The 6,622-nt window shown below is 69.8% G+C and carries 4 protein-coding genes; 2 read left to right on the top strand and 2 right to left on the bottom strand.

Annotated features, from left to right (window positions below):
* Positions 1–7: 7 nt before the first annotated feature.
* Positions 8–1,297 carry an IS1380 family transposase gene (locus ALA01S_RS29880; RefSeq protein WP_066343200.1) on the top strand — a complete coding sequence of 430 codons (1,290 nt, stop codon included), beginning with the start codon at positions 8–10 and terminating at the stop codon, positions 1,295–1,297.
* A gap of 173 nt (positions 1,298–1,470) precedes the next feature.
* Here ALA01S_RS29880 and ALA01S_RS29875 read toward each other — a convergent pair whose 3' ends face one another.
* Positions 1,471–3,882 (bottom strand): putative bifunctional diguanylate cyclase/phosphodiesterase, encoded by a 2,412-nt coding sequence (locus ALA01S_RS29875; RefSeq protein ID WP_066343192.1) that lies wholly within the window; start codon positions 3,880–3,882, stop codon positions 1,471–1,473.
* 164 nt (positions 3,883–4,046) lie between these two features.
* Positions 4,047–4,889: an EAL domain-containing protein gene (locus tag ALA01S_RS29870; protein WP_084268087.1), complete on the bottom strand. Its 843-nt coding sequence runs from the start codon at positions 4,887–4,889 to the stop codon at positions 4,047–4,049.
* A 630-nt stretch (positions 4,890–5,519) separates the two neighbouring features.
* On the opposite strand from ALA01S_RS29870, the gene ALA01S_RS29865 reads away from it, so the two are divergent.
* The coding region (locus ALA01S_RS29865; RefSeq protein ID WP_066343187.1) for a methyl-accepting chemotaxis protein at positions 5,520–6,622 on the top strand (1,103 nt) is incomplete at its 3' end.

Raw genomic sequence — 6,622 nt, 5'->3', positions numbered from 1 at the left:
GGAGCGCATGGAGCTTGGGCGGGTGGGCCGCCGCGTGATCGAGGCGGCGTTTGATGGTGGCGATCTCGTCAGCGATGGCGGCGTGGTGCTGCTGCGACAGGTCGATGAGCGCATCGGGCTCACGCGCGCAGCAGCGCGTGTGTTCGCTGATCGGCGCCGCAGTGCCAGCGTCACGCACAGCGTGCGTGACATGCTGGCCCAGCGCGTCTATGGACTGTGCTGCGGCTGGGAAGACGTCACCGATCACAACTTGCTTCGCCGGGACCTCGCGCTGCAAACGGCCGTGGGGCGCGTGGAGGACCTGGCCTCGGGGCCGACGCTGAGCCGGCTGGAGACAACGGCCACCTCTACGCATGCCGCCGCCCTCAACGGTGTTCTCGTCGAGCAGTTCATCGCCGCGCAAACGCGCACACCGAAGGAACTGGTACTCGACATCGACGCCACGCACGTGCCGCTGCACGGCGCTCAGGAGCGGGCGCATTTCCATAGTTACTACGACAACTACTGTTACTTGCCGCTGTACGTGTTCTGCGGCCAGGACCTGCTGGCGTGCGTTCTGAGGCCCAGCAGCCGTGACCCGGCCAGCGTTCTCAGCGCGCTGGTGAAGCTGCTGGTGCAGCGGCTGCGTCAGCAGTGGCCCAAGGTGCGCGTGGTCGTGCGTGCGGACTCGGGTTTTTGCCGCCCCCAGGCGCTGCGGCGCTTCGAGCGCTGGGACGTGGATTACGTCATCGGTCTGCAAAAGAACGCGGCCCTGCTACAGCGCGTAGCGCTGGCCGAGCTGTACTTGGCCGAGGCCTACACGGACAGCGGCACCAAGCAGCGCCTCATCGGCGAGTTCCACTACGGTGCCAAGAGCTGGGGGTGCGAGCGACGCATCGTCACGCGGCTGGAGCACGATGCCCATGGCGCCAACCCGCGCTTCGTCGTCACCAGTCTGGATGACGATGCCCAGGCCCTGTACGAGCAGCGCTACTGCGCCCGAGGCGAAGCCGAGAACCGCATCAAGGAAGCGCAGCTCGACCTCTTCGGCAGGCGCGCGAGCTGCCACAAGTACCACGCCAACCAGCTGCGGCTGCTGCTGGCGGCGCTGGCCTACACGCTGATGATCAACCTGCGCCGCCTGGCGCTGCAGGGCACCGAGCTGGCCACGGCCTGTACCGCCACCATCCGCACCCGGCTGCTCAAGATCGGTGCGGCCATCGTGCGCAACACGCGCCGCGTGCGGCTGCTGCTGGCCTCACAGCATCCGCTGCAGCACGTCTTCCTGGCCGCTGCGCGAGCGCTGACCAGCCCCTGAACCGGCTTGAAGTGCTGTCCCCGGCACGCTGACCAACAACGGGGGAAAGGGGGTGGTACGTCCGCAGCCTACAAAAACCCCTCGCGCCATGCGTTTGCACGGCCCACAGGGCTTGCAGACTCGCCGTCAACCCTCTCCAGGCCGTTGGTCAGGACCCTGGTGAAAGATTCGGGCTAAACCGCCTCCATCACCGCCCGCGCCGCCCGCCCGCCTTCCCAGGCCTGGACGAAGGGCAGCACGTCCTGCGCCGCCAGCGGGCGGCTGAACAGGAAGCCTTGCAGCCCCTCGCAGCCGCGCTCGCGCAGCATGCGCGCCTGGCCCGCCGTTTCCACGCCCTCGGCAATGGCCACCAGGCCCAGCGCCCGCGTCATGGCCAGGATGGTCTCCACGATCACCCGCGCCTCGCCGTCGGCCTCCAGGTCGTTCACGAAGCTGCGGTCGATCTTCAAGGTGTCGAAGCGGAAGCGCCGCAGGTAGCCCAGCGCCGAATAGCCGGTGCCGAAGTCGTCCAGCGCCAGCTGCACGCCCAGCTCGCGCAGCCGGTTGAGCGTCTGCACGGCCGCGTCGGCGTCGTCCACCAGGGCGGATTCCGTCACCTCCAGCTCGATGCGCCGCTCCTCCAGCCCGTCCACCGCCGCCTGCACGCAGTCCAGGAACTGCGCATCCGCCAACTGCCGCGCCGACACGTTCACCGACACCTTCAGCGCCGCCGGCCACTGCCGCGCCTGCGCGCAGGCCTGCTCCAGCACCCAGCGGCCCAGCCGCGGCATCAGCCCAACGGCCTCGGCGATCGGGATGAACTCCGCCGGCGACACCGCGCCGTGCTCCGGGTGCGTCCAGCGCAACAGCGCCTCCACGCCGCTGATGCGCCCGCTCACCGCGCACACCTGCGGCTGGTACGCCAGCCGCAGCTCCGAGCGCTCCAGCGCGTTGCGCAAGTCCTGCGCGAGCTGCGCGTGGCGGCGCCGGCTCTCGTGCATGCCCGACTCGAAAAAGCACCAGCGGTGGCCGCCCGTGCGCTTGGCCGCGTACAGCGCCATGTCCGCGTGGCCCAGCAGCGTGTCCACGTCCGTGCCGTCGCGCGGCGCCAGCGCCACGCCTGCGCAGGCGCGCAGCGCCACCGTCTTGCCGCCCAGGTCGGCCGGCGGCGCCAGCGCCGCAAATACGCGCTCCAGCAGCGACTGCACCTGCTCCATGCCCACGCCGGGCAGCAGCAGCGCGAACTCGTCACCGCCCAGCCGCGCCAGCGTGTCGCCCTCGCGCACCACGGCGCGCAGCCGCTCGCCAAAGACGCGCAGCAGCGCATCGCCCGCGGCGTGGCCCAGCGTGTCGTTGACCTGCTTGAAGCCGTCCATGTCGAACAGCACCGCCGCCACGGCGCGCCCCGGCGTGCCCGCCCAGCCCACGGCCAGCGCGGCCTGCAGCCGCTCGCGGTAGTGGCGCCGGTTGGCCAGGCCCGTGAGCGCGTCGTTGTGCGCCATCCAGCTCAGCCGTTGGTGCGCGAGCTGCCGCTCGGTGACGTCGGCGGCCACGCCGCGCCAGCCGACGACGTGGCCCGCCGCGTCGCGCAGCGGCCGCGCGCTCAGCGACCACCACAGCGGCTGCTCCCCGCGCTGCAGCGCGATCACGTGCTCGCGAAACGGCGTACCGCTCTCCAGCCGGACGAGCAGGGCCTGCCAGGCGGCGCGCGCCTCGGCGCCCATGCCGGCCTGTGTAGGCAATGCACGGCGCAGCAGCCGCAGCGCGGGCAGGTTTTGCAGCCAGGGCGCGGGCGCGCCCAGCTCGGCCGCCAGCCGCGGCGAGACGTGCTGCAGCCGGCCCGCGGCGTCCAGCTCCCACAGCACGTCGCTGGCGTGGTCCTCGAAGTCGCGCAACAGCAGGCCGATGACCTCGTGCTGCCGGTCCGCGCGCGCCTCGGCCACCAGCCGCGCGCCAAAGGTCTTGGCCGTGGTCCAGGCGCTGTAGACCACGATGAGGCTGTAGAGGAACAGCAGCAGCCCCAGGGCGTGGGCAATGGCCGAGTCCATGCGCCACACCGCCACGGACGTGCCCGCGCCCAGCACCAGCACCCAGCCCGTGGCCGCCGCCGGCAGGCTCGCCAGCGCGAAGCCGCCCGCGCAAATCATCCCCGTGAGTACCACGCCCACGAAAAACTGCTGCTGCACGTCCAGCGCGCCGTACACGCTCAGCGGCAGCGCCGCCCACACGGCGCCCAGCAGCGCGGCATGCCCGATGGCGTGGCGAATGGCGCGCCGCGATGCGCTGCGCCGCGGCGGCCGTGCCTGCTCGCGTGCCCAGCCGCGCAGGCCCAGCCCCGCCAGCAGCACCACCGCCGCCACCCAGGCCAGCATGAAGCCGCCGGCCACGTGGCCCCACAGCACCACGCCCACGACAAGTGCATTGGCGATGTTGACCACCATGGCCGCCGGCGTGAGCCGCAACATGGCCTGCATCTGCCGCGCGCGAAAGCTTGCGGCCAGCGGCTCGTCCACGTCGTAGGCGCTGAACCACGCGCGCATGCGCTTGGGCCGCCGCCGCGTGGCGGCGTCCGCTGGAGAGTCGGAGGGCGTGGAAATGAAAAGCACCGGAGCTGCAAACGGTGGTCAAGGGTGGATACACGGCCGGGACACCGCCCCGGCCAGCCCGCGCAACGTCCGGAATCGAACCGCGCGAGCCGAAACTTTCTTGGAAAGCCGGCTACTCGCTGTTACGGCTTTGTCAAAGCGGCGGGCGTGCGCAGGCGGGCACTTCAGCCGGCGCCGGGCGGCTGCAAGGCCGCAATCTGTTGCGCGGGCACCAGGGCGCGGAAGGCCGGCCGGGCGAAAAAGTAGCCCTGCATCAGCGTGATGCCCAGGTCGGCCAGGAAGCCGTACTCGCCCGCCGTTTCCACGCCCTCGGCCACCACGCTCACGCCCAGCTCGCGGCACAGCGCCGTGGTGTGGCGGACGATGGCCTGCCGCTTGGCGTCGGCCTCCACCCCGCGCAGCAGCGCCATGTCCAGCTTCACGATATCGGGCACGAAGTCCGCCAGCAGCGACAGCCCGGCATAGCCGGCGCCGAAGTCGTCGATGGCGGTCAGGAAGCCGATGCGCTTGTACTCGCGCATCACCTCGGCATACCAGGCCTTGTCGTGCACCTGCTCGCCTTCGGTGGTCTCGAAGACGATGTGGCCTATGGGAAAGCCCGTGGCCCGCGCCACTTCCAGCGTGGTGCGTATGCAGATGTCCGGCTTGTAGACGGCGTTGGGCAGGAAGTTGAGCGACAGACGCGCCTGCAGCCCAAGCGCGACGGCTTCGCGCAAGGCCTTGATGCGGCAGAGCTGGTCGAAGCGGTAGCGGTTGTCCTCGTTGACCTGCCCAAGCACGCTCATGGCGCCTTCGCCATGCAGGCCGCGCACCAGCGCCTCGTGACCCCACACGCCGCGTGCGTCCAGGTCCACGATGGGCTGGAAGGCGAAGCTGAAGTCAAAGCCCAGTTTTTCCGCGGAGGCGCAATCGCCCGGGCACGCCGCACCCGCGGCCAGGTCAGGCGGCGTGCTCAAGACGCCCAAAGAGGCCGGAAGAACGGGGTAGGTGATTGCGGTGGGTGACATGGCTGTCCATCGGATCGCGCCTCTGTCCGCTTGAGCCCGCACAAGGCATTTCCTTGTCCGGACTGTGAAAACACCGCTTTGTCCAGCCACGCCGGCCTATTTGAATTTCCGCGGCCTGGAAAGGCTTGAATTCCAGGCCTGAACCGCTGAGAAAGACTTCCCGTTTTTGGAAATTCGGTAGGAATTCACGATTTCCAGGCGCCCTGCATGACAGGGCCGCCGCCGGCTTCCTCAACCCCCAGGCCGCGCGCGCCTGCCCGTGGGCGGCGGCTGCAGGCCTTTCAGCGAATTCCCCACGATTCACTTCCTCGATATTCCGGTCTCACTGAATATGCCCGTTCGGGAAATTCCCGCGGCCGATTGCTGATTCGAATCGAGCCGAATACCCGTTCACGCACTTTTCGCCGTCCTTCGGGTCCGGCGTAACAGTTGCGTAACAAATGGGGTGCGCGTCCGCGAAACACTGCCTTCTATTAGGGAAAACGCGGTGTGGACGGCATGGCGCAGGCGCATGTAGGGCGGCAGGCCCCGGCGCCTTGGCGGGCCCGATATTGGCCAATATCGGCGCGCTCCAATTCCGGACCACCCGCGCAATGAATTTCACTTCAGCGCGGAAGGCAGCCGGGTACCATGAAAAACAGCGAGTTCGTCACGGGACAGGAATTTGTTCTGCGTCAAGGCATGACGCTGATGTCCACCACGGACGCCACCAGCCGCATCACCTACGCCAACTCGGCTTTCGTCGAGGCCAGCGGCTTTGACGCGGACGAACTGGTTGGGCAGCCGCACAACCTCGTGCGCCACCCCGACATGCCACCCGCGGCCTTTGCCGACATGTGGGCCACGCTCAAGGCCGGCCTGTCATGGACGGGCATGGTCAAGAACCGCCGCAAGAACGGCGACCACTACTGGGTGGTCGCCAACGCCACGCCCATGCGGCGCAACGGGCAGCTTGCGGGCTACATGTCGGTGCGCACGCCGGCCACGCCTGCGCAGGCGCAGGCGGCGCAGCGCCTGTACGACGACATGCGCGCCGGCCGGCTCAAGGGCCGTGCGCTGCACCGCGGGCTGCTGGTGCGCTCGGGGCTCACGCGGGCGCTGTCTTTCTTCCAGCTCGCCTCGCTGCGCACGCGGCTGGCCCTGGGCGCAGGCGTGGCCAGCGCGGCCGTGGCGCTGCCGGCGCTGGCCATGGCGTCCACGCTGGCGCAGCAGCTCACCGTGGCGGGCTCCTGGGCCGCGGGGCTGCTGTTGGGCGGCGGCCTTCTCTGGCGCCAGGTCGCCACGCCGGTGGACGCGGTGCTCGCGCATGCCAACGAGGTGGCCAGCGGCGAGACCTCGCCCGGCCCGGCCATGAACCGGGTGGACGAGATCGGCCTGCTCATGCGCGCCGTGAACCAGGCCGGGCTCAACCTGGGCGCGCTGGTGGACGACGTGTCCGTGCAGGTGCACGCCATGGCCTCGGCCACCGGGCAGATCGCCAGCGGCAGCCAGGACTTGAGCGGCCGCACCGAGCAGGCTGCCTCCAGCCTGCAGCAGACCGCCGCGGCCATGGAGCAGATCGCCCAAACCGTGCAGAACAACGCCACCAACTCGCTGGAGGTGCGCAAGCACGCCGAGAGCGCTACCGAGGCCGCCACCGAGGGCGGGCAGGCCATGCAGCGGCTGGTGGCGCAGATGGACGGCATACAGCGCCACGGCACGCGCATCGCCGACATCGCCGGGCTCATAGACAG

The sequence above is a fragment of the Azohydromonas lata NBRC 102462 genome (assembly GCF_001571085.1).
Taxonomy (GTDB): domain Bacteria; phylum Pseudomonadota; class Gammaproteobacteria; order Burkholderiales; family Burkholderiaceae_C; genus Azohydromonas; species Azohydromonas lata.
Note: the sequence above shows the minus strand (reverse complement) of the source record. Positions and strands in the feature narration are given on the sequence as shown.

Coding starts and splice junctions, on each gene's coding strand:
- ALA01S_RS29870 (WP_084268087.1), bottom strand. CDS start 4,889: ATGTCACCCACCGCAATCACCTACCCCGTTCTTCCGGCCTCTTTGGGC.
- ALA01S_RS29880 (WP_066343200.1), top strand. CDS start 8: ATGGAGCTTGGGCGGGTGGGCCGCCGCGTGATCGAGGCGGCGTTTGAT.